This is a genomic window from Microcoleus sp. B4-C2 (assembly GCF_036705265.1).
GTDB lineage: Bacteria > Cyanobacteriota > Cyanobacteriia > Cyanobacteriales > Microcoleaceae > Microcoleus.
Genome location: NZ_JAUBUB010000074.1, coordinates 1 through 21,589, shown reverse-complemented (window position 1 = coordinate 21,589; position 21,589 = coordinate 1). Strand labels below are relative to the sequence as shown.

Here is a 21,589-nt window from a genome sequence, read left to right as displayed (position 1 = left end):
GTGAACTAATGTGGCACCGGCGTCTCGCCCGTGAACTAATGTGGCACCGGCGTCTCGCCCGTGAACTAATGTGGCACCGGCGTCTCGCCCGTGAACTAATGTGGCACGGGCGTCCCGCCCGTGAGCTATCTGCCCTTAAAAATCGAAATCTTATAACTTAGGCGTCAACCAACCAGCACTCAAAATCACAGTCAAACCCATAAAAACAATAGACAGACCCCAAGTAATCCGGTTCAGACTTGTTTCTGCACTCTTGGCGCTGGTAAACAATTGAGCTTGTCCGCCAATCCCTCCAATACCATCGCCTTTAGGACTGTGCAGCAACACAAAAATCACAAGTCCTAAAGCAGACAAAGACCAGATAACTTGTAACACAGCAACAATATTCATAATCGGGGGGAATTGGTAATTAGTAATCGGTAATTTATTATGATATCAAATTTGGTCGATCGCCCGCAATTTATGCAGAGACACTCCCAGAGCCCAAGGCGTGTCAGCTTAAGCCTAAAACCCTTGATAAGTATCGCTTTTACCTGAGTCTAGATCCCCCTAAATCCCCCTTAAGAAGGGGGACTTTGATCCATTTCCGGTCCCCCCCTTCTTAAGGGGGGCTAGGGGGGATCGAGGCCTAATCGTCAAACAGCAGACCGGTATTACGTTTGACGTTAAGTTGACACCTATGGGCAGTGCCGTCCCTACCTGTAGCGAGATTTGACCCAGACTTTCTACAATCGGACTCGCACCGGAGTGCGATTGGCACGAACTTCAAACTCAGCCGATCGAATCATAGAACGTCCCGTCATCTCCGGGGGCTGAGGCAACCTCAACAGCTCCAGAATCGTCGGGGCAATATCCGCCAAACAACCATCCGTCCTCAGAGGAACATCCGTTCCGTGACCCGGAATCTTCCGGCCTTCGCCCTCTACCATAATAAACGGCACCGGATTAGTAGTGTGAGCCGTCCAGGGATTCCCGTCCTCGTCAAACATCTGCTCAGCATTGCCGTGGTCAGCAATAATAATTGCCGTTCCGCCAGCTTTACTAATAGCGCTCAACAGCCGCCCCAAACATTTATCCACAGTTTCGATCGCAATTATCGTCGCATCCATCATCCCCGTATGACCAACCATATCCGGGTTAGCGTAATTAATCACCATAAACGAATAGATGCCTTTTTCCAAAGCCGTCACCACCCCATCCGTCACCAACTCCGCCGACATCTGGGGCGCCTCATCGTAAGTCCCCACCATCGGGCTCTGCACCAATTCCCGGTGTTCCCCGATAAAAGGCTCTTCCAGACCCCCATTAAAAAAATAAGTCACATGAGCGTACTTTTCAGTTTCCGCCGTCCGCAACTGCTGCAAACCGTGCTTAGAAATCACCTCGCCCAGAATATTGTTCAAATTCTGCGGTTCAAAAGCCACCATTACCGAAAGTTTCGGGTCGTACTGAGTAAAAGTCGCAAACGCCAGCGGCTCAATTAACTGCCGTTCAAACCCCTTAAAATCGGGAGATACAAAAGCCTGAGTCAATTCTCTAGCCCTGTCCGGGCGAAAATTGAAGAAAATTAGCCCATCCCCGGATGCCACGGCCCCCCGCGCAATTCGAGTCGGAACAGCAAACTCGTCGGTCACTCCTTCAGCATAAGAGGCCTGCAACACATCCACAGCCGATCGACCGTCAGGAGCACCCTCAGTCGTCATCACCTCGTAAGCGCGCTGCACCCGATCCCAGCGCTTGTCCCTGTCCATCGCGTAGTAGCGACCACTAATGGTCGCAATCCGACCGACCCCGACCTCTGCGATATAACTTTCAATCTTGCCTAGAGCTTCGACACCCTCTTTCGGAGTAGTATCACGGCCGTCTGTAATCGCGTGAATGCAAACATCAGAAATTCCCTGTGCCTTTGCTAATTGCAGCAAACCCTTAATATGACTGAGATGGGAATGAACCCCACCTTCAGAACAAAGACCAGTTAGGTGCAACTTGCCGCCCGTGGCGCGGACTTTCTCGCAAAGCCCAACCAGCGCGCGGTTGTCCAGCAAAGAACCATCTTCCACTGCATCCGAAATCCGCACCAACTCTTGAGGAACGACGCGGCCCGCGCCCAGATTCAAGTGACCAACCTCTGAGTTACCCATTTGCCCGTCTGGCAGCCCTACCGCCCGGCCCGATGTTTTAATCAGAGTTCTGGGATAAGCGGCCCAGAGACTGTCCATCACGGGTGTTTTCGCAGCGGCGATCGCATTTCCGTCTTTTTCTTCACGATAACCCCAGCCGTCTAGAATAATCAGCACTACAGGAGATACAGACGCTTGTGCCATGCGAATACCTTATTTACAATAGTTAATTTCTCGATCGTCATGATTTCCGATTTGGCGGAACCTCTGCCGCTAATCAGTTTACATATTTTCTCGGCTCCGGCTGAACAATGCCAACCAAAATTCCCTCAACCACAGCATTTTGGGAACTAACTTCGACCTGCTTGGCGAATTGTTTAATTGATTGCCTTGGCTTGTACTGTGAATCGTTGTCGCAGACTGTTACCGATCTCACCAACAGCAGCCGTGCTTTTTTGGCCGGATTTCACAAAAAAACTCGGTAAGTGGGAAGCTCAGCGGCTTTAGCCCTGAGAGGAAAACGTCGCGGCGATTTCAATCGCCTTGAATCCCCTTTCGGGGTTGAAGAGGGAATTTAATCAACCTCTCCAGTGAGGTATGGTTGCCTCAATCTCCCATTACTGGGTAAAGTTAGCTTCGCCAATGTTTTAAGAGCTTGTTAGGCTGAAAGCACTGTTCCAGTGACTTTAGAACTGTTTAACCTTCAGCGACAGAGCAGGGGACTAGCTTCGCATCCCAGGGTGTCATGACTCAAAAAACGTAGCCAGTTAAGGCGATAGCTGGTCAGTACAGCTTGCTCGATTTCTCTTACAAGCTCAGTGGCTTTAGCCCTGAGTTACTGACGGATAGTTTAACCGTCGGTGGCTCTTTAAACACTAAGAACCATACCACACTTGGTTGCATTTTGCTACCGCCTCAACCAATAAATTTAAAAGCCTTGACCGGGTTGCGAATAACTGTAAAGGACACGAGTTGAGCAAAAATCGGTTTCCGACTCAGCTCACTTTCAGCGGACATAAAATTCTACAACATCTTTTTTAATTTTGACATCGTAATTGCCAAAGAAATCGTGACCGAGCAGACCTATTGGCATTTGTTTCGCGATCGCCACTTCGACATTTTGGATCACAGCACCGCCAACCCGAATCGATCGCACCAGACCGATCGGGAACTCGACAACGCTACCGTCAGCGATCCCCGCTCTGATGGTACGCACCGGCCTCACTCCCAGTGCAGTAGCCATCCGCTGAGAAATCAAAGTGCCGCTCGCCCCGGTATCGAGAATCATCTCAAAAGTCTTGTTGCCGTTAAATACCACATCAATCACCGGCGTCCCGCCAGCGCGACGCTTGATTTTAGCTTGAAATACCTGTGGATTCCCCCGTGGCTTAGCCGGTTGATTTGCTGGGGGTTTGGCACCAGGATTTGACGGGTTCCAAAACTGAGAGTACAATTTGCCAGTTGTGAATCCCGATTCCGTGATAGTCCGATTCCCTACCCTTCGGGAACCCCTGCGGGGAACGGGATAGCTGCGCCGCGCGTGCTGCTGGGAACTCACATCGGGCACCAATGTCATCACCTGAGTTTCTGGCTGATGTGAATCAGAATGCACCTCGCCACCCCCCACCGATCCCAGACCAACCAAAACGCTCGCACAAACCAAGCCCGATCGCCAAATTCGCTTGAGAATCACTTTTGCCATTATCTAAATACCTTAATTAATTCAATATGTCGAACAACGACCGCCACTGATATCCTAACCCGCTCCCAAAAACCGATCGCCCGATCCCCAGATCAGAATCATCAGGAAAACTTGGCAATTTTCAAGCGATCGCATAACATCGAAACACAGATAAACTTATAAACGGCAACAGGCTGTAATTGCAGAGCCTTGTTGGAAATCTTGAAATTAAGGATTTGGTGGCGATCGGCAATGCACAAACTTTTATATTTTGCAACTATAGGACTACTAGCGTTCTCGATCGGAGGATGCGGTGGCGACGAGGGCAGCAACACAGCCAGCCCCAGCCCCAGCCCCATTGCAGCCTCTCCATCTCCGGCAGCCACTGCCAGCCCTACCCCAGCAGCTCAAGCTTTCCCGTCCCCAATAGTAGCCGCCCAGCCTCCTGGGTTAATTCGATCGACCAACCCAGACGAACGAGCAAGACAGGCTCAAACAAATATCGGCGACAACAATGACAGGAATCCCACGCTTCCGCTTCAGCCGGTGCCCCAAGGCCCTGTGACAGCTAATCCTTCTCAGTTAGATCCCTTTGGGCCGCTCCCGCCGATCGTATTACAAATCCCTCCAGGAGCCAACGGAGCGGGTGGGACAACATCAGAACTCCCCAAACTGCCACAGCGACAAGTGGCCGTGCTACCCGAACTTCCCGAGTTATTGGCTCCGCCCCCAATTAACAGGCCTAATCAGACGGTTGCTCTCACCAGCCCACCCAGGGGCGATCGAGCCGGCACTCAGCAAGTACCAGGTAGAACGCGAGGCTCTTTACTTCCCGGAGGTGATGGGGGGCAAATTGGCTCGCCTCCCATAGTTCCAGGGGGAACTCCTCCTCGCTTAGGTGGCGGTGGCAGAAATGGTTCCTTACCCGGAGGCACCGGGGGACAAATTGGCTCGCCTCCCATAGTTCCGGGGCTAAATGCTCCTCAGTTAGGTCGTACTCGTACATCCCCGCCTGGACTCGAACCAATAGCAGCCAGACCCATAGGAGTGCCGGATCTGCCGGAACTGCCAGTAGACAAGCGCCCCCCCCAATGGAGAGACCCCAATGCCAGGGTAGCAAGAGGTCCTGGTACCGGTCGTCCTGGAACTGGGCCAACAGGAGGTAGACCGCAAGATGCGCGGAATCCGCAGCCTCGCCCTCCAGCACCCCCACGCCCGCCCCAACCAATAGCAGCGAGACCCATAGGAGTGCCGGATCTGCCGGAACTGCCAGTAGACAAGCGCCCGCCCCAGTGGGTAGACCCAAATCCCCCACCTCCTCCCGTCATCCCAGTAATTCCGCCACCGCCTTCTACTGACATCGCTACAGGCACTGAAGTCAGTGGGGTGGTAAAAGTCGGGAACGAGACGCAAGTGATTGTCAAAGTACCGAATGAACCAACTAGCCGATATGTCAAAGTCGGGCAGCGGTTGTCTAACGGGCAAGTTCTGGTGAAGCGGGTCGATCTCAAGCAAGGAGCCGATCCGATCGTGATTCTGGAGGAAAACGGCGTTGAGGTAGCCAAAGGTGTTGGCGAAAAACCCGCCAGTCGCCAACCACAACCAGCCAATGCAGTTATTAGCCGTCTCCCAAATCCGAATAGCTCAGCGCGACGCTGAAAATTGACAGTAAAGCAGGAAAAATGCTAAAGGCAAAAATTAGAGTTTTTGCCTTTTTGCATTTAGGGCAGATATCGAACCTGAAGGTAAAATTAGTAAAGGGATTAAAAAATAGAGGACTTTTCAGCAAGTATTAGCTTCTAGAAAATCCCTATTAGTAATTGAAGTTAAAGGAGATCGATCATGCTCAGTTCAATTCAAAAATTAGGGATGGTGATATTAGTTGCTTCTTGTATCGGCAGCGCCACTAATCTCTTGAATCCCCAGCCATCAATAGCTCAACCAGCACCAGAAGAAGGAAAACGCTCTCCCTTCTGCCAGGGAAACCCTCCTACGGGAAGAGTAAAATGCAATTACGAGGGAGGCGATAACTACGAGGGAAACTTCGTCAACGGCCTGCCCGACGGCACTGGAGTCTACGTGTACGCTAATGGCGATCGCTACGAAGGAAATTTTCGGAATGGAGTGCCAAACGGTAGAGGGACATTCATTTTTAAAGATGATGCCCGCTACACAGGCGTGTTCCAAGACGGCACAATGAGATCTGGGACGGTCGTTTTCCCCAACGGCGAGCGCTACGTCGGAGACTTCGCAGTCGTCAGGAACGTTCAGACTGATGCCATTAGCAGCCAACCATCAGGGCGGGGTCAATTTTTTTATACCAATGGCGATCGCTATGAAGGACAATTCTTTGCAGGCTCACCCTTTGGCCCTGGGGTATTGGTGCGGGTAGACGGCACTCGCTGTTCCGGCAGATTTTTTAATCAAGAACTAGACGCTAGTGTCACCTGCACTTTCCCCAACGGTACGCGCTATGAAGGAGAATTGCGAAAGGGAGTGCCTCACGGTGTGGGAACGATGATAGATGCTAGAGGTAGGCGCTTTCCGGGGGTATTTCGCAACGGCAAGCCCGGAGTTTCGTAAAGGATAAATGATTGAGCTTTTCAGTCAAGTTTTGACAACAAATGGGACAAAAGACAAAGGACAGAAGAAGATAATATCTAACAGCGCATAGGAGCAAGTTGATTGATGATTTCCCGTTCTTGGACCAGTGGAATCGCTTTATTAGTTGCATCAGTGTTGGGAATTGGTAGTTACGCTACTTATCCCTTGCCCTCAATGGCGCAAGGAACAGAAGCTAGAACCGGCCGCTGCGTGCCAGCTATCGCTACAGGTAGAGTTAGGTGCGATTATGACAGCGGTGATAGCTACATCGGACAGTTCGTTAACGGTTTGCCCAGCGGCACTGGGGTATACATATATTCCAACGGCGATCGCTATGAGGGGCAGTTCCGTCTGGGCAAACCAAATGGCCGAGGACAATTTATATTTAAGGACGACGCCCGCGTCGAGGGTATATTCCGAGATGGCAAAGTTAGTTCCGGCACAGCTATTTTTACTAATGGCGATCGCTATGTGGGGTCGTTTTCTCTCGATCAAAAAGTAGGCGTGCCTACGGGACAAGGGCAATTCATTTTTGCCAATGGCGATCGCTTTGTGGGTCAATTTTTAGGGGGCAAGCCTTTAGGTACGGGAGCGTTCACCCGCGCTGACGGCAGTCGGTGTTCGGGACAGTTCTATACTCAAGAACTTGATGGCAGGGGTAACTGTTCGTTCTCCAACGGTATCCGCTATGAGGGAGAGTTACGCAAGGGATTGCCTCACGGCAAAGGCACAATTATCGATACCAGAGGCCGGCGAATTCCGGGAGTATTTCGCGACGGGCAGCGGCTAGAGCAATAAACTGGGAATATTTGTTAGTAAGGGCAGGTTGATGGCTAATGTTTTTTGCACAAAACCTGCCATTGCTAGGTTTTAAAGCCACAACTATTGATAATGTATGACCGGCTTTTTCTCAACCGAATTGCTAATTTTAAATATCCACTTAATCGAGTTAATGGAGGCGTTTTGATATGACAACTACTGCTTCTGCTTCCGGCCGCACCGGCCAATTTCCCTTCGACTTTGCCCCGCAGCGGACTCAAGATGCTGATTTGTTGCGACAACTCAATTTTGTGCCCGGTTTGAAGGAAGTCTTGACTTTGCGCCAAGTTCATGCTTTGGAACACGCTACTGTTTGGGTACTAAGCCAATCGTTTGGTGCGACCACAGCAAGAGCCGATAATGAGTTATTGGGCGGAATGTCCACAGACCAAGGGTTTTTTCTTTATGGGCACGTTAACATTGCACAGTTGCGTCAGGCAGTGCGCGAGGCTTTGCACCGGATTGCCAGCGGAGAGTGGGATTTAGCTGTACATCCCCGCTGTGGCACGAATTTGTCGGTGGCAATGCTGCTGACTGCAGGACTTGCTGTTGGCATCAATTTAGCCCTGCCTCGCGGGCCCATTCTGCAACTGTTCGGTTTGGGTGCTGCGGCGGCGGCTGCGGCTCAGTTAGCTCCTGATGTGGGAGCTCTGGCTCAGCGGTACGTGACAACTGCTATTCCGTTTAATTTGAGTGTGGTTGATATTACTGTAAGTCACGACTTCTGGGGACGCGAAGCTCATTTTGTGCGGGTGCGTTGGGTTGAATAGTTGCACAGTATCAAGCCCACCTCAACCAACAGAATACCCAGAGCCCCGACTTTTTTAAGAATTCGGGGTTCTGACAGAAAGCTCCTAAATGCGATCGGGATCTACTCCTAATTCTCGCAACCTCGCCGCCAATCTTTCCGCCCGTTGGCGCTGCTCATCAGCTTGCTGCTCAAGTTCCTGGAACCGAGCTTGTTCTGCTTTAATCAACCCTTCAACTAATGGCGGAGACAGTATTTCATTCACTGATAATGTCAGATTTGGAAAGACTACAGACACCATTTGTTGCCCCGGCACAAAATCTGTTTGTGTATAGATGTCTTCACCTTCAGGAAAGGCTAAAACTCGCACCAGTTCTTTGTTAGGTGTAGGGTCAACAATTACATATTCGGGCACGTTACCTAGTTCGTACTCAGCTCGTTTAATCACATAATCGGCGCGCCGATTTTGACTCACTACCTCTATCACTAACAGCGGCTTTTCCTCAAAATCGAGGATACCAGCACCTGGTCTAGAACCAGCTTGTTCCAAAAGACTTTGAGTGCAAACAACTACATCAGGAATCCGAGATGTATCTTCTTCTGTTCTCACTCCTAAACCTGTTTTTGCTACTAAGTCAAGATTGTGTTCCGCTAGGTAACGCTGCAATTTGTAAACTAAATACTCGCAAATTTTGATATGTAAAACTGTGGCGGTTGGCATCGGAATTAATTTGCCTTTGTACAGTTCATATTGTAGATCGGAATCAGTTTGATAAAATCGGTATTCTTCAAAGGTCAAGGTGGGTGAAGTATCAATTTGCTTTGATTCAACAACTGGCACTACAGATTGAGACATATCTTTTCACCGATGTCGATATCATTCTATTATATTCAATCTGCCTCGCTCTGGGTGCATTTGCGGTTAAATATTTCCAATTATCGATCGCACTCGCCAGCAGAATTGTCAGAGAATAGTTGAATAGTGTAAAATCAACTTTGCGATCGCCCCGACAACTCGACATCACCCTTCCTTACACCATCCGAGTTCCTATGTCAATCAAAAAGATTCTTTCCATAGCGCTGTTAATTTTCATCCCCATTTCCATCGCCGCTGAGTATTTGCACTGGGGTTCCCTTGCAGTTTTCATCACATCCGCTTTAGGCATTATACCTCTGGCGATTTGGTTGAGTACAGCAACAGAAGAAGTGGCGATCGTTACAGGCCCCTCCATAGGCGGCTTATTAAATGCAGTCTTCGGCAATGCTACGGAATTAATTATTGCAATAGTTGCCCTGAAAGCCGGCTTAATTGACATTGTGAAAGCCAGCATAACCGGTACAATTATCAGCAACTTGCTCTTAGTCATGGGATTTTCCATGCTGTTAGGAGGAATTCGCTACAAAGAACAGGAATTTAAGCCAATAATCGCGCGGGTGAACGGTTCCACAATGACTCTAGCAGTGATTGCCATCCTGCTGCCGACAATGGTAATTTACACATCCAATGGAGTCGAACCCGCAGCCATTCAGAATCTTTCCTTAATAACTGCGATCGTCCTAATTGCAGTTTACGCTCTAACTCTGTTATTTTCATTAAAAACGCACAGCTATCTTTACGATGTTGGCTTAGTAGAACTAGAGTCAGAAAATCCTCAAAATACCAAAGAAGAATCTACTACGCACAAACCGAATTTGTGGCTGTGGATAGGAGTGCTAGTTGCCTCAACTGTTGCTGTTGCTTTTGAATCAGAAATTTTCGTCGGTGTTGTCGAAGAAACTACCAAAGGATTGGGATTAACGCCGCTATTTACAGGGGTAATTCTGTTGCCGATTGTTGGCGGCGCAGCCGAATATGTAACTGCGGTGGGAGTGGCGATGAAAAACAATATGGATTTGTCAGTTTCTGTCGCGATGGGTTCGAGTTTGCTAGTTGCTTTGCTGGTAGCGCCGGTGTTAGTAATTATCGGATTAATAATTCATCAGCCGATGGATTTAAACTTTAATCCGTTTGAAGTAGTTGCAGTTGCCATTGCAGTAACAATTGCTAATCTAATTAGTCTCGACGGGCGCTCTAATTGGCTCGAAGGAGTGCTGCTTTTAGCAACATATATCGTGTTAGGAGCAGCATTTTACTTTCACCCCATTACTTGATCTCTCGTTGAACAGGCACTCCGGCCTGTTCCACAAACACTCAATTTTCTTAACTGGTTCCTAGGCTGTGCCTGGGAACCGATGTAAGCGAGGCTCTGCCTCGTTTGCTTCCATGAAAATTGGAGGCAGAGCCTCCGGATCTGCGTTACCAGGCACAGCCTGGTAACGAGTAATAACTTATCTTGTTTCTGGTTTGTTATTCCTCTTTGTCTTCTGGCCTTAATTAAATAAAATAATTTTTGGACAGAAAGTAGTTAGGGACAGCGACATTGTTGAACAGGAAAACACTCTTGTCTGCAACTTCTTTTTCTGCCTTTACGATCGCGACAATCAGAAGTCTCCCGACATTCTACCCGATCTTGACAAATTTGCTGACGGGGAAAAGTACCTAAGTTTTGTATAGAAACTTCAGCCGTCAGCGAACCCTGTTCTATAACTTGGTCATTTTCTTTGATTTCATAGAGAAACTTATTTTCTCCCTCTAAAACCGAAAAAGTTCTTGTTTTGTGACTGTTACCCAACTTAAATCCAAAATCCTCGGAAAACTCACCTTTGTTGTAACCTCGGTTTGTGTAGGGATAGGGGTTAGTTTCCATGCCATCAGTCACATTTTTAATCATTACCCTTCTGTTAGGGCCGGGAGGAGTTTTGCTGGAGACAAATCGAGCGCTTTGCGAATCAGGGGAGAAGACAGTACCGGCACAGGGGCCTACATATTCAGTGCGCTTAAATTGAATTAAATTAATATTAAAAGCGTTTTCGTTTTTGACCCTAAATTGTGCTTCGCTACTCTGCTGGGCGCTGACTGTGAAAGCTGCTAGCGTCAAAAAAATTGCCCCCATAAAAATAGCTAAAAATTTGATTTGTGGCCTCCCCATAACAAATCTGGCGTGTTCCATCTCTCTCTACCTCTCAGGTGAATAGATAGCATTTTGTTTAGAAGTTATTTTAACTTGAGAGCTGAGGTGTTGTCAAAGTAGATAGTGTAGGTTGGGTTGAGGAACGAAACCCAACATCCAATTAATGAGTGTTGGGTTTCGTTCCTCAACCCAACCTACAGAATTACGAACGTAACTACCAAGTTACTCGATCGCGCCATCTCTCTAAAATCTTGTCCCCAATGCCCTGAACCCGTGCCACGTCGTCCAAAGAGGTAAAAGGTTGCTGTTGTCGCGCTGCAATAATTCTCTCGGCTAACTTCGGGCCAACCCCAGGCAAAGTTTCTAATTCTTCCTGACTCGCTGTATTCAAATTAACTAACTTTTTACCCGCAGTAATTTGAGGTTTAGCACTCGCCGATTTTGATGCTGCTTGTAGTGAATCGCACTCTTTTTTCTTAGCATCAATTCTCTGTTTGATTCGGGCGGGAATTCCCAAGGTTGCACCTTTGTAAAGCCGATCGAACTCCCGCTCAAAATGGGCCGCAACTGTCGGATTATCGATCGCCAGCAGCGCCTCGTCATTCCCGTGATTTGCCGCCTCACTCCAGTTGTGAGAACCTGTAAGCACCGTTTTGCCGTCCACAACGCCGAATTTGTGGTGCAGGCGATCGCCCATTGGTAACAGCGGCACTCCCACCGTAGTCAGCGGCTTTCTCCAAGGGCGATTGTCAGTTTCTAACTTGCAATCTTGCATCAAAGTCGCACCCATCATATCCAACCCTTCACTGTAAGAGCGATAAATAAAATTAGAGTCAATTAAAGCTCGCACCGCAACTCCCCGGCTAGCTTGAATTTCCAAAGTATTTGACAACCGCTGAGCCGAAAATACAAACAATGCCAAATCAACCGACTTTTTCGCACTACCCAAAGTTCGATTTATCAAACCGTTGACACTGTTTTCCCAAGGCAAAGTCTGGGAAATCGGCGAAAATTGCACCGCCACTGTCGCATTCCCTACTCTTACTTTTTGCACTTGACGCAACGGCTTTTTGATGCCAAACTTGCTGTCCGGTTTGCCTCCGGGCCCGTCGCCCCACATGATGTTAAATTCTTGAGTAAATAGTTGCGCTATTTGAGCATTTTCAATTTTCAGCAAATTGTTCGCATTGCCGCGACTTTCTGGTGTCTTGAAATCGCCATGTATATCGCTTGTGGTAAAATTAGCAGAAGTGACGATTACGGTTTTGCCGTCAATTACCACAAATTTGTGGTGCATCAAACCGCTGCCTTTACTGCCGTCAGCAGTATCGTCAATTACAGGAATACCCGCATCTTTGACAATTACCAAAGCATCATTTTGCTTGATTTCATCGGCGCTTAATTTACCGTCTTTATTGCGATCGGCAAGTTGCACAAATTCGTTATAACGATCGCGCTCTCTTTCCGGTAATTTCGCCAACTCCTGGGCTGTAAAATCGCTCCAAGGGCGACTATAGATATGTTCGACAATTAATCTCACTTTAATTCCCGATCGCCCTCGTTCGGCCAAAACCCTCGCAATACCGGGCAAGCGAAACTCCTGAACCGCAACATCTACCGTCGATCCAGCACTGGCGATCGCCACAGCAATCAAGTTTTCTAAATCATCTCCAGGTCTAGTTTGCTGGCGGTAAGGCTCTGTATAACTCGAAGCGATCGACTGATTGAAGTATACTTGCAACAAGGGGTCTTGAGGCAATGGAGCCAGACTGAGAGGTAAATTCTGCACGTCTTGCTTTGTTTGTCCGCAGCCCGCCAGATTGATCGCCACCAGCCCAGCACAACAGAAACCGAGTAAATGATAATACAATACAGCCACAAAATTTTAATAAATATAGAGGTTATTAGCCTTCTCACAGTTCAAAGCTATTGGATCAAGTAAAGTTACAACCTATTAAATTTATGCAAGGGAACAGATTTTGCGTCTTGTAGAACTGCCTCGATGCCGGAAGCATCACTGGTAAGGTAGCAGCATTCAGGGGCGTGGGTCAAACCCTATACCGCTGCTTTATGGCTAAAAGAAAAAGAATTTTTCCGTGCGGTCACAAAGGATATGGTAAAGCGTGCCATCGCTGCACGCAAGAGTTGGTGGCGCAGCAGCATTACGTTGAAGTCCTGACACAAAAACAAACCAAAAAACAAGAGAGGGAAGCATCATTTGCTAGAGATATCATCGATCTCAGAGGTCTGCCCGACCACGTAGTCACTAAAGCCCGAACAATTATAGCAGCTTTGGGCGAAAATAAGAATTACAGAGATTTCGGCGGCAAACGCCTGCGTCACAACCGTTTGATAATCAGTATTCCTGTAACTCGCAACTACAGAATGCTTTGTGAAGATTGCGGCACTTTCTTAACTCCCCAAAAAGTTTTGTCCCATGAAGACTACAACGTCTGCAAACCAGGAAGTTAGTCATCAGTTATTGGTTTTATTGGCTATTGGTAGCCACTCACAACAGTCAACAGTCAACAGTCAACAGTCATTAATTAGTTATTTATCATGCAAATTTACCTCGACTATAGCGCCACAACACCCGCCCGCCCAGAAGCGATTCAAGCCATGCAAACAGCCCTTACTCAGCAGTGGGGAAATCCTTCCAGCTTGCACGAGTGGGGACAAAGGGCGGCGACAGCTTTAGAATTAGCAAGAATGCAGGTTGCTAGCTTGATTAACGCGCTACCGGAATCGATGATTTTTACTTCCGGCGGCACTGAAGCGGACAATTTGGCAATTATGGGAATTGCCCGTCTTTATACAAAGCCGCAGCATATTATTATCTCCAGCGTAGAGCACTCCGCAGTAGCAGAACCGGCGCGACAACTCGAACAGTTGGGATGGGAGGTAACGCGCCTACCAGTTGATAAATTGGGGCGAATTCACCCTTTGGATTTGCAAGAGTCGCTGCGATCGAATACAGTGTTAATTTCCATCATTTACGGACAAAGCGAAGTTGGCACGCTGCAACCAATTGAGGCATTAGGACAAATTGCGCGCGATCGCAATATCATGTTTCATACCGATGCAGTTCAAGTAGCCGGCAAGCTGCAAGTTGACGTGCAGAAACTTCCCGTAGACTTGCTTTCCCTTTCCAGTCATAAACTTTACGGGCCACAAGGTGCGGGGGCGCTTTACGTGCGTCCAGGAGTAGAATTAGTGCCAATGTTAGGCGGTGGTGGCCAAGAATTGAAAATGCGTTCGGGGACACAAGCGCTGCCGGCAATCGTCGGTTTTGGGGTGGCGGCGGAGTTAGCATTGCAGGAAATAGATGTGGAAACGCCGAGGTTAATTGGATTGCGCGATCGACTTTTTGACCGATTATCTCATGTACCCAGTTTAGTCGCAACGGGCGATCGATATTGTCGGCTGCCACACCACGTCAGTTTTTGCATTGTTTCTCCCGACGGCGACACAGGAGTAGTGACGGGTAAAACTTTAGTGCGACAGCTAAACTTAGCAGGAATTGGCATTAGTTCCGGTTCTGCTTGTAACAGCGGCAAACTGACTCCGAGTCCGATATTATTGGCAATGGGATATAACAAAACTAAGGCCGTTGGCGGCATTCGCTTGAGTCTGGGACGGGAAACCACAGAAGCTGATATTGATTGGACTGCAAGTGCGATCGAGCAAATTTTGGATAGATTAATGCCCAAGGTAGCATTATCTAGGCGTTAGGAAGGATTCCGATCTTGAAAACACGTTTCCCACAAAAAAGCCGCTTGATATCATTTACACTAAAATAAAATCACCATCTATTTTGGGGAAAAAGCAATGGTTACAAAACTGCAATCTCCCGACAAACAAAATATCATCTACCCCGACGATAACGGCGAACCAATGTCAGATAATACCGAGCAGTTTCGATTAATCGTTTGGATTAAAGAAAATTCTGAACTATTGTTTGCGAATGACCCGAATGTTTTTGTCGCCGGTGACTTACTTTGGTATCCCGTTGAAGGAAATAATAAACTTTGCCAAGCACCAGATGTGATGGTAGTTTTTGGTAGACCAAAAGGATATCGTGGTTCCTATCAACAGTGGAATGAAGATAATATTGGGCCACAAGTTGTGTTTGAAATTTGGTCGCCGGGAAATCGGCCCGCTCCGATGATTCAAAAGTTCAAATTTTACGAACGTTATGGTGTGGAAGAATACTATTTGTACGACCCACAAACATTAGAGTTGACTGGATGGCAACGTCAAGAGGAACAATTAGAAGCGATCGAACAAATAGACGGTTGGATCAGTCCCAGACTGGGCGTGCGGTTTCAATTATCTGAAACGGGACTAGAAATGTTCGGCCCTGATGGAGAAGCGTTTATGAGTTTTGTGGAACTCGCTCAATTGCGACGACAGGCCCAAGCGCGGGCTATTGAGGCCGAGCAACAAGCTCAGCAAGCCGAGCAACTGCGACAACAAGCAGAGCAACTGCGACAACAAGCAGAGCAACAAGCTCAGCAAGCAGAGCGACGCGCCAGTGAGACAGAAACTTTGCTGCAACAAGAACGATCGCGATCGCAAGCTTTAGAATCAAGACTGCGAGAAATGGGAATCGATCTAAATCAATTGTAATAGATGATTCGGCTGTGGAAACCGCCGAGTCCATTCTTTCTACGCACAACCAAAGAAACCGGGTTTTTTCCAGAATCTTCGCCTGTAACCACATATTCTCGCAAAAACCCGGTTTCTGGCCACCCACCAAGCATGATAAAATAAATCCCGGTGTTATTCAAAACTCCCCAAAATGGAAGAAAACCGCGCCCAAGCCTATCTGCAATTAATTCACACCCTGCTGAATGCCCCCAAGGGAGAGGAAGCGCAAATATTACAGGATAACTCAGAATTACTCGATCGCGGATTTCTGGAAACTTGTGAGTTAGTAGCATCAACCTTGGCAGAACAAGGAGGGGAAAATGGCGCTAAATTCCTCCGACATCTAGCCCGTTACCTAGCGCAACTCATCGATATGAACGATGACGTAGATAGCAATAACTCTGCCAGTGAAAATTTCCAAGACTATGCAAATTTTTTCCTAGAATTATTGCAAGCAGAACAAGATAGCAACGGGGATATAGCAGTAATTTACCCCATGCTGGAAGGGCGACAACATCTCCTTAATGCCAGTTTTGCCGAGACTTTACAGCAAGTGGCGAAAAAGTTAATTGCTGGCGAAAACTCAGAAACAATTAGCTCAATTATCGGTCTTATTGAAAATTTGAGTATTCATATTAGTGAGTTTCCCAGTGGGAATAAAGGGAATAATATTCAAATTGCCATTGCGGGTTATGAAATAGTTTTAAATAATCGGGAACCCGGTAGCGAAAAATGGACGCAAACCCAAAATAATCTGGCTACTGCCTACAATAACAGCAAAAAAACAGGCGGTTGAAACCGCGTCTACACAAACCAAGTCAGCCTATGCGGACAAGCGAGATAATTCAGAAGTGTTGAAATCCTCGATCGATCTTTAATACAGTATCAGGATAAATGCCGCTGCTATCAGTCAACCAGATATCAGTGCTATCGGTAGCGCTTCCCACAATCGCGGCTCCATTTCCTATTTTTTCTACCAATAACTGAGCGCTGGTTATTGGCAAAAACAGCACTAACTCGAAGTCTTCTCCGCCGTATAATGCCCAATCTAAAGCTTTTTCGGTTGATACAATTTCTCTGAAAATATCGGGAATTTGTAGTTTTGTGCGATCGACTTTTGCGCCAACACCGCTAGCCCGACAAATTTGAATAATCGCATCAGCTAAACCGTCGCTGCTGTCCATTCCGGCGATGGAAAACTCACCCGCAGAACCTAATATTTCCCAAACAATCGGCAAAACATCCAGCCTCGGTTTAGGGCGCTGGTGAGCGAGAATTAAATAAGCTCGATCGACTTCTGTAAGATTTTGCCCGAATTCTGGATTTAACAGCAATTCTAATCCCGCGCGGGAGGCTCCGTGAACCCCAGTAGCGACAATCGCCCAGCCCGATCGCGCATTTGACCGACTAATGGTACGATCGCACTCAACTTGTCCGAAAGCAGTAATCGCCACAGTCACCACGGGCGATCGCACAACATCGCCACCGACGATCGGCGTATCATATTCTTGTAAGCAAGCCGTCATCCCCCGATAAAACTCTTCAACCCACTCCACAGCCGTATCCGCCGCCACAGCAAGGGCTACAGTCACCGCCAGAGGCGTTGCTCCCATCGCAGCCAGATCCGACAAATTCGCCGCTGCGGCGCGCCATCCTGCGTAATAAGGCCCCGTAGTGCGATCGCTAAAATGCACTCCATCCACCAACATATCTGTAGTAATAGCGAGAGATTGGTTGGGATTTGTAGCCATGACAGCGCAATCATCACCCACTATTTCTGCGGGGCAGAATTTTTGCAATATTCTTAAAAGACCTTGTTCACCGATATCTTTAACTTGCATAATTTTGAATTAGTCGATCGCACTTTCTCACTTCACCATTCCTTACCCGAACTTGGCGGCAAGCGCAACCTAGGAAACCTATAAAAAGTATCTCCTTCATCATCTACCTCTAAAATCGCCGAAAAAATCTTAACTTGCCGAGTTAAATACTGCTGAGCAACTTCAGCCTCAACCCTAGCACTAGCCGCCAGTTGAATCAGCGAAATTTGACTGTTTTGAGTTTCCAACAACTGATAAAAAGCCTCATCCAACCGCTGCTTTTGCTTGTTTTCATTCACATTTTTTACAATCAACAATCCTGTGAATCCGCCCAAACCCATTACCAATAAAAATTGTAAAATAGCCATATTTTCGATGGAATTCCTAATTTTAATAACGAAACTATAAAAATTATCTCTTCTTCCAGCCTGATTCCGGCGGGCTTTGTCTCTGTAAAAGTGATTTCAATCGCCGTTACCTTTCTTTATTTAGAAAAGATTTCAATGCCTGTCACTATTGATTTTTTCAGCCCGCGCAGGCGGGCTTTGTTTCTGTAAAAGCGATTTCAATCGCCGTCACTTTGGTGTAAAAGCGATTTCAATCGCCCTCATTAATTAAACTTGAGGTCGCACCAAATTTTCGATTCCTTTAACTACCTTAGCAGATACAATCTTGTCTCCCTGCTTCAGTTGCTCCAAAACTTCTTTTCCTTCAATCATGTAACCAAAAACAGCATAGCGGCCGTCCAACAGATTCAGGCCAGCGGGCGTGAGTTCAGGTTCAAACAAGAAAAAGAAAAACTGAGAAGAAGCGCTATCAGGGTCAGTTTCTGTACGGGCCATAGCCACAGTACCGAAAGCAGAAAAAGGCAAAACAGGTTCGTCGCGATAGCGCCCCGCATCTTCTAGAGTAATCCCGTAAATAGGTTCTTTTTCCTCCCTGACGAGCACTTCTAGCGGTATATTCCGGTATTTGCCAGTAGCTGGGTCAATAAAACCCTCTTCCTTGCCTTCGGGGTCTCCGGTTTGCAAAACGTAGGATTCTTCCGATCGAATAAACGGCAAACCGTCATAAAAACCTCGATCGACCAAATCCACAAAATTACCAGCCGTAACCGGGGCGCTGTAGCCGTCAACCACAACAGTAATTTCCCCTTTTTCAGTTTGTACAGCCACAGTAGCGCGCCCTTTCAGTTGAGGCAGATTAGCATACTTGGCAGGCACTTCAAACGGAAACTTTGTCACCATCAACTCTTCGATTTCGCCTACCGAACCTAGGATGGTGGCTTTCAAGTCAATCACTTTGTCCCTGTCTTTAGCCTCAACAGCCTTTTCCAGTTGAGCAACTTTCTCCTTGACTCCTGCAACTAGCGCCTCAGCTTCCGGCTTTTTGGCGTCGGGAATACTCTCTAAAAGGTCAGATTCCCGAAGGTTGAGAATCCTGGAAGCCCTGCTGACATCGCTGCTAATAGGGCCCCAACGTTTAGATCGTATGTGGTTGCCAATGTCTTCGAGACTAATTTGCAAATCTCGCACAGTCTGATTGTCAATAGGTAAAGCGAAGCGCAGCAGCGCCCGCCCGTCCGTAATCGCATTCCCCGCAGGCATACTGCTGCTGGGGCGTTTGGCATGGGAGACTGCACTGAAACTCAGTCCGAGAGTGAACAGCAGAAGCGCTAAAGCGAGGGTTTTGACCCAGCGCTTGCACGTATCGATCGAGAAATTAGGCCAATGCAACATAACTTTAACTTTTATTGCCTCTATTATCTTCCCACAGCGCTGCCCGCCCGCCTTTGCTGCTACCTATCTAAAGTGTCTGTTCGTTCGGCTGGGGAAGTGGGGTTGACACAACAGCCAACAGTCAATCGATTTTAGATTTTAGATTTTAGATTTTAGATTGACTTGCGCGAGATAAATTCGGGGGCTTGTTGATCGGATACAGGTTTTTTATTTCTGGACGGATGAATCCGGGGGCTTGTATCCTGGATGCTTTCGGTCAACTGACAACAGCCCACTGCCCACTGCCATTAACATTTCAGTACAGCACTTGCTCCCTTTGAACGGTAAAATAAAATGCCAATTGCTTTTTGATGCCGTCAGCTAGACTGCGGCTTTAACCTGACCCGCTCAAAAACGGATACAATCCCAGACTCCTGTCGTGGAGAGATCAAAATTTTAGACCAAGGTTCAATCTCCCAAATTCATCTGTGGAGTAAATCTCAAATCTAAAATCTCAAATCTAAAATCGACTCACTGTACTTCCCCCGTGCCTCAAGGCGACGGGATTGCCCGCAAAAATTTATATGATCTCCAGTAACGACTTTCGACCAGGTGTTTCAATTGAATGGAATAACGGCGTGTGGCGGGTTATCGAATTCCTCCACGTCAAGCCAGGAAAAGGCTCGGCTTTCGTGCGGACAAAATTAAAAAACGTCCAAACCGGAAACGTAGTAGAACAAACCTTCCGGGCGGGCGAGACTATGCCTCAAGCCAACCTGGAAAAGAGTGTGATGCAGCATACCTATAAAGAGGGCGACGAGTTCGTCTTTATGGATATGGAAACTTACGAGGAAAGTCGCCTCAATGCTAAGCAAATAGGCGATCGTGTCAAGTACCTCAGTGAAGGGATGGAAGTCAGCATCCTACGCTGGAACGACCAAATCATGGAAGTGGAACTCCCCAACTCTGTCGTCTTGGAAGTGCTGCAAACCGATCCGGGAGTCAAGGGAGATACTGCCACTGGTGGCAGCAAACCCGCGATCGTCTCCACCGGAGCTCAGGTTATGGTGCCTCTCTTTATTTCCATTGGAGAACGGATTCGGATTGATACTCGTGAAGACAAGTACCTCGGCCGAGAATAGAAACGAGGGAATAAAAGGGAGTTTTTAGTTTTTAGTTCTGAGTTCTGAGTTAAAGAATTATAAATTCAACACTCATCGCTCACAGCTTAAAAACTATCCCTTTTTCCTCCAAATTCGTTGATGCTCATAGCTTCGCCGGATTCTGAATTTTCAATTCTCAATTCTCAATTTTCAATTATTAATTACCCTTGAATCTGCTGTGCAACTAGACTTAAACCAGCTTTGTGACCTGCTAACTGTATTAGACAAAACTGGCATTTCGGAACTGACCTTAAAAAGTGGGGATATTGAACTAACAGTACGCAAAGGCATTCTGGCAAGTTCACCAGCCACCTCTGCTGCGCTCCCTGCTGCCGTGGCGACTGTCGCTCCGATCGCCTTGGGCGCGGTTCCTAGTCCCACCTTAGCGTCACCTCCTGCTGTTGACCAAAATTTAGCAGCGGATCTGCCTGCCCCTGTTCCCGTCGCCCCTGTCGCTGTACCTGCTGCCGTACCTGCTTCTGTCGATACCAAATGGGTGTCAATTATCTCGCCGATGGTAGGAACCTTTTATCGCGCTGCTGCTCCTGACGAGCCTCCTTTTGTCAATGTGGGCGATCGCATCAAGGTCGGCCAGACAGTCTGTATTATCGAAGCGATGAAGCTGATGAACGAGATCGATGCTGATGAAGTGTCCGGTCAAGTGATGGAAATTTTAGTTCAAAATGGCGAACCTGTCGAATACGGTCAAGTTTTGATGCGAATTAATCCGGATTGAAGGATTACTTTATTGTTATGGACAGAATAAATGCTAATATTTCCCGATCACTTCTCTCCGGTGAGTTTGATGAAGTCATCCCAGCCTGTCCCGCAAGAGGTTGTGCAACAAGTTGCTGAGTATTTCAGTATTTTGAGCGAGCCAATGCGTTTACGAATTTTGAACTTGCTTCGCGACGGCGAAAAATGCGTGCAAGAATTGGTGGAAGCTACTCAAACGAGTCAAGCCAATGTTTCTAAGCACCTAAAACTCATGCTCCAAGCTGGTATCCTCACTCGCCGGAGTGAAGGAACTTCAGCTTATTATAAGGTGCAAGACGAGTTAATTTTTGAGCTGTGTAATATGGTGTGCGATCGGCTTGCCAGCCGGATCGAACAGCAAGCCCTACACTTTCGGGCATTTAGCCTAACTACGAAGCACTGAAAATTAGTGGCCCGTCCCCAGTCAATCGATTTTAGATTTTAGATTTTAGATTTTAGATTGACTTGCGCGAGATAAATGCGGGGGCTTGAGGATTTT

Annotated in this window: 21 protein-coding genes; 12 read left to right on the top strand and 9 right to left on the bottom strand. The window is 47.6% G+C overall.

Annotation, left to right across the window (positions count from 1 at the left end; genetic code table 11):
• Positions 1 to 150: 150 nt before the first annotated feature.
• The 3 genes from secG to QUB20_RS20130 form a co-directional block, all read right to left on the bottom strand.
• Positions 151 to 390, bottom strand: coding sequence for a preprotein translocase subunit SecG (secG, locus tag QUB20_RS20140; protein WP_333156560.1), 240 nt, complete (start codon positions 388 to 390; stop codon positions 151 to 153).
• 335 nt (positions 391 to 725) lie between these two features.
• A complete protein-coding gene (gene gpmI, locus QUB20_RS20135; RefSeq protein WP_333247468.1) occupies positions 726 to 2,324 on the bottom strand; it encodes a 2,3-bisphosphoglycerate-independent phosphoglycerate mutase in 1,599 nt (532 codons plus the stop codon).
• A gap of 802 nt (positions 2,325 to 3,126) precedes the next feature.
• A complete protein-coding gene (locus tag QUB20_RS20130; RefSeq protein ID WP_333246095.1) occupies positions 3,127 to 3,822 on the bottom strand; it encodes a retropepsin-like aspartic protease in 696 nt (231 codons plus the stop codon).
• A 201-nt stretch (positions 3,823 to 4,023) separates the two neighbouring features.
• Here QUB20_RS20130 and QUB20_RS20125 point away from each other — a divergent pair, with 201 nt between their 5' ends.
• From QUB20_RS20125 to QUB20_RS20110, 4 genes are all read left to right on the top strand, one after another.
• Complete coding sequence (locus QUB20_RS20125; protein WP_333291606.1) at positions 4,024 to 5,460, top strand: hypothetical protein; 1,437 nt, start codon at positions 4,024 to 4,026, stop codon at positions 5,458 to 5,460.
• Between the two features lie 183 nt (positions 5,461 to 5,643).
• Positions 5,644 to 6,384 (top strand): MORN motif-containing protein, encoded by a 741-nt coding sequence (locus tag QUB20_RS20120; RefSeq protein WP_333057631.1) that lies wholly within the window; start codon positions 5,644 to 5,646, stop codon positions 6,382 to 6,384.
• A gap of 105 nt (positions 6,385 to 6,489) precedes the next feature.
• Positions 6,490 to 7,203, top strand: a complete 714-nt coding sequence (locus tag QUB20_RS20115; RefSeq protein WP_333057632.1) for an MORN motif-containing protein — start codon at positions 6,490 to 6,492, stop codon at positions 7,201 to 7,203.
• A gap of 170 nt (positions 7,204 to 7,373) precedes the next feature.
• The gene (locus QUB20_RS20110; protein ID WP_333057633.1) at positions 7,374 to 7,994 is read left to right on the top strand and encodes a DUF6391 domain-containing protein; all 621 of its coding nucleotides are present in this window, start codon (positions 7,374 to 7,376) and stop codon (positions 7,992 to 7,994) included.
• An 84-nt stretch (positions 7,995 to 8,078) separates the two neighbouring features.
• On the opposite strand, the gene QUB20_RS20105 is transcribed toward QUB20_RS20110, so the two are convergent.
• Positions 8,079 to 8,828 carry a Uma2 family endonuclease gene (locus QUB20_RS20105; protein ID WP_333247465.1) on the bottom strand — a complete coding sequence of 250 codons (750 nt, stop codon included), beginning with the start codon at positions 8,826 to 8,828 and terminating at the stop codon, positions 8,079 to 8,081.
• A 194-nt stretch (positions 8,829 to 9,022) separates the two neighbouring features.
• On the opposite strand from QUB20_RS20105, the gene cax reads away from it, so the two are divergent.
• Positions 9,023 to 10,123, top strand: coding sequence for a calcium/proton exchanger (gene cax / locus QUB20_RS20100; RefSeq protein ID WP_333057645.1), 1,101 nt, complete (start codon positions 9,023 to 9,025; stop codon positions 10,121 to 10,123).
• Positions 10,124 to 10,377: 254 nt separating this feature from the next.
• Here the strand turns inward: cax and QUB20_RS20095 are convergent, their stop codons facing one another.
• Positions 10,378 to 11,022 carry a hypothetical protein gene (locus QUB20_RS20095; protein WP_333291604.1) on the bottom strand — a complete coding sequence of 215 codons (645 nt, stop codon included), beginning with the start codon at positions 11,020 to 11,022 and terminating at the stop codon, positions 10,378 to 10,380.
• Between the two features lie 175 nt (positions 11,023 to 11,197).
• The gene (locus tag QUB20_RS20090) at positions 11,198 to 12,862 is read right to left on the bottom strand and encodes a DUF655 domain-containing protein (protein WP_333247460.1); all 1,665 of its coding nucleotides are present in this window, start codon (positions 12,860 to 12,862) and stop codon (positions 11,198 to 11,200) included.
• 191 nt (positions 12,863 to 13,053) lie between these two features.
• On the opposite strand from QUB20_RS20090, the gene QUB20_RS20085 reads away from it, so the two are divergent.
• From QUB20_RS20085 to QUB20_RS20070, 4 genes are all read left to right on the top strand, one after another.
• Entirely contained in the window at positions 13,054 to 13,455 is a 402-nt protein-coding gene (locus tag QUB20_RS20085; protein WP_333057640.1) for a DUF7682 family zinc-binding protein, read from the top strand.
• Between the two features lie 87 nt (positions 13,456 to 13,542).
• On the top strand, positions 13,543 to 14,715 hold the full coding sequence (locus tag QUB20_RS20080) for a cysteine desulfurase family protein (RefSeq protein ID WP_333247457.1): 1,173 nt from the start codon (positions 13,543 to 13,545) through the stop codon (positions 14,713 to 14,715).
• A 96-nt stretch (positions 14,716 to 14,811) separates the two neighbouring features.
• Positions 14,812 to 15,612, top strand: a complete 801-nt coding sequence (locus QUB20_RS20075; protein WP_333057642.1) for a Uma2 family endonuclease — start codon at positions 14,812 to 14,814, stop codon at positions 15,610 to 15,612.
• Positions 15,613 to 15,784: 172 nt separating this feature from the next.
• A complete protein-coding gene (locus QUB20_RS20070) occupies positions 15,785 to 16,429 on the top strand; it encodes a hypothetical protein (protein ID WP_333247455.1) in 645 nt (214 codons plus the stop codon).
• 49 nt (positions 16,430 to 16,478) lie between these two features.
• Here the strand turns inward: QUB20_RS20070 and thiL are convergent, their stop codons facing one another.
• The 3 genes from thiL to QUB20_RS20055 all read right to left on the bottom strand — a co-directional run bounded on the left by thiL (position 16,479) and on the right by QUB20_RS20055 (position 19,192).
• Positions 16,479 to 17,474, bottom strand: a complete 996-nt coding sequence (gene thiL, locus QUB20_RS20065; protein ID WP_333247453.1) for a thiamine-phosphate kinase — start codon at positions 17,472 to 17,474, stop codon at positions 16,479 to 16,481.
• 32 nt (positions 17,475 to 17,506) lie between these two features.
• On the bottom strand, positions 17,507 to 17,821 hold the full coding sequence (locus tag QUB20_RS20060; RefSeq protein ID WP_333247451.1) for a hypothetical protein: 315 nt from the start codon (positions 17,819 to 17,821) through the stop codon (positions 17,507 to 17,509).
• 246 nt (positions 17,822 to 18,067) lie between these two features.
• Positions 18,068 to 19,192 (bottom strand): peptidylprolyl isomerase, encoded by a 1,125-nt coding sequence (locus QUB20_RS20055; RefSeq protein ID WP_333247449.1) that lies wholly within the window; start codon positions 19,190 to 19,192, stop codon positions 18,068 to 18,070.
• A 563-nt stretch (positions 19,193 to 19,755) separates the two neighbouring features.
• Here QUB20_RS20055 and efp point away from each other — a divergent pair.
• From efp to QUB20_RS20040, 3 genes are all read left to right on the top strand, one after another.
• Positions 19,756 to 20,313, top strand: a complete 558-nt coding sequence (gene efp, locus QUB20_RS20050) for an elongation factor P (protein WP_333058573.1) — start codon at positions 19,756 to 19,758, stop codon at positions 20,311 to 20,313.
• Between the two features lie 199 nt (positions 20,314 to 20,512).
• The gene (gene accB, locus QUB20_RS20045) at positions 20,513 to 21,070 is read left to right on the top strand and encodes an acetyl-CoA carboxylase biotin carboxyl carrier protein (RefSeq protein WP_333058572.1); all 558 of its coding nucleotides are present in this window, start codon (positions 20,513 to 20,515) and stop codon (positions 21,068 to 21,070) included.
• A 30-nt stretch (positions 21,071 to 21,100) separates the two neighbouring features.
• Positions 21,101 to 21,493 carry an ArsR/SmtB family transcription factor gene (locus QUB20_RS20040; protein WP_006631662.1) on the top strand — a complete coding sequence of 131 codons (393 nt, stop codon included), beginning with the start codon at positions 21,101 to 21,103 and terminating at the stop codon, positions 21,491 to 21,493.
• Positions 21,494 to 21,589 lie beyond the last annotated feature (96 nt).